The organism is Acetomicrobium mobile (genome assembly GCF_937920065.1).
In genome coordinates, this window is sequence record NZ_CALETC010000053.1 from 1 (window position 1) to 2,058 (window position 2,058).

Consider the following 2,058-nt stretch of genomic DNA (forward strand, 5'->3'; position numbering starts at 1 on the left):
TCTTAGGCTTTTTAAACATCTTGGAGGCTTGCAGGCATCACGGCGCTGGGCATCTAATTTTTGCCTCCTCAAGCTCGGTTTACGGGGCAAACAGGAAAATGCCTTTTTCCGTCCATGATAACGTTGACCATCCGGTAAGCTTATACGCCGCTACTAAGAAATCTAACGAATTGATGGCCCATACCTACAGCCATCTTTACGGCATCCCTGCCACCGGTTTGCGCTTTTTCACCGTTTACGGACCATGGGGCAGGCCCGATATGGCTTTGTTCATTTTTACAAGGGCTATTTTGGCCGGGGAGCCCATAAAGGTGTTTAACTATGGCAAGATGAAAAGGGACTTTACTTACATAGACGACATAGTCGAGGGCGTCGTTCGGCTGATCGACAAAAAACCTGAACCTAATACGAAACGGAACGGTATTAACCCCGATCCGGGAACGAGCCTTGCGCCTTATAAGTTATATAATATAGGCAATAATCGACCTGTGGAGCTGATGGACTTTATCTCGGTCCTGGAAAGACATTTGGGCAGAGAGGCTAAAAAGGAGTTTCTGCCTTTGCAGCCCGGAGATGTTCCGGAAACTTACGCAGATGTGGACGACCTCATGCGCGATGTAGGCTTTAAACCTTCCACGCCAATTGAGGTGGGAATTAAGCGTTTTGTTGAATGGTATAAAGATTACTACGGGGTGAAGTAGATGAAATATAAAATAGGTGTCATTGGACTTGGTTATGTCGGTTTGCCTTTGGCTGTCGCCTTCGCCGAAAAGTTCTCTGTCGTAGGGTTTGACATTAACCCAAAAAGGGTGGAATCCTTAAAGCGTGGCATCGATGCGACGGGAGAAGTAAGCACCGAAGAATTGCGCAAAGTAAATATCGAGTACACCTTCGATGAGGCCATTCTTGAGAGTTGCAACTTTTTCATCGTTACTGTACCAACTCCAGTAGATCGTACTAACCGTCCAGACTTTAGTTTTTTGATTAGAGCATCTGAAACTGTCGGACGAAGGATTAAAAATGGTACAGTAGTCGTTTACGAGTCAACGGTATATCCTGGCGCTACTGAGGAAGTATGCGTTCCCGTCATCGAAAGGACATCGGGGTTGAAATGTGGGGTCGATTTCTTTGTCGGATATTCCCCTGAACGCATAAACCCGGGAGATAAGGAGCATACTTTTAAGAAGATAAAAAAGGTGGTCTCCGGCCAAAACGAAGAAGTCTTGTCGATCATAGCTGACGTTTACGGTTCGGTGGTCGAGGCAGGAATTTACAGGGCTTCGTCCATAAAGGTGGCAGAGGCCGCCAAGGTGATCGAAAACACGCAGCGGGATCTTAACATCGCATTGATGAACGAACTCGCGATTATGTTCGGCAAGCTTGGGATAGATACTAACGAGGTTTTGGAGGCTGCAGGAACGAAATGGAATTTTTTGCCCTTTAAACCCGGCTTGGTTGGTGGTCATTGCATAGGAGTGGATCCGTATTACCTCACCTATAAGGCGGAAAGCATAGGGTATCACCCTGAGGTTATATTGGCAGGAAGGCGTATCAACGACAAAATGGGTCAATACGTGGCAACTTCCCTCGTAAAACAAATGATATTGAAGGGGATCACAATACAGGGTTCTGTCGTTACAGTAGCAGGTATTACCTTTAAAGAAAATGTCTCAGATATACGAAACTCGAAGGTGATAGACATAGTCCGCGAGCTTGAAGATTTTGGCATATATGTTCAGGCGATCGATCCATTGGCTAACCCGGATGATGTGGAAAATGCCTATGGGTTAAAGCTTTTTCATGAAGATGAGCTTACCCCCGCTGATGGGGTTGTATTTGCCGTTCCCCATCGTGTCTACGTCGATCGGGGTTGGGGGTTTATAACTTCCCTTTTGCGAGACGATGGAGGAGTGGTTGCCGACGTCAAGGGTGTGCTGGACAGATGTTGCGTGCCTGGTGGCATACATCTTTGGAGGTTGTAATTTAGGAAGGAGCATAAGGCCTTGGCTAAGATCGTCATAATTTCGCATTATTCACCGTCGCTCATCAATTTTCGCG

General features: G+C 46.6%; 2 protein-coding genes. Both read left to right on the forward strand.

Annotation, left to right across the window (positions count from 1 at the left end; genetic code table 11):
- On the forward strand, positions 1 to 701 hold a 701-nt coding region (locus Q7P41_RS01920; protein WP_303881712.1), incomplete at its 5' end, for an NAD-dependent epimerase/dehydratase family protein.
- Positions 702 to 1,982, forward strand: a complete 1,281-nt coding sequence (locus tag Q7P41_RS01925; protein ID WP_303881713.1) for a nucleotide sugar dehydrogenase — start codon at positions 702 to 704, stop codon at positions 1,980 to 1,982. It abuts the gene before it with no gap.
- Positions 1,983 to 2,058: the final 76 nt, after the last annotated feature.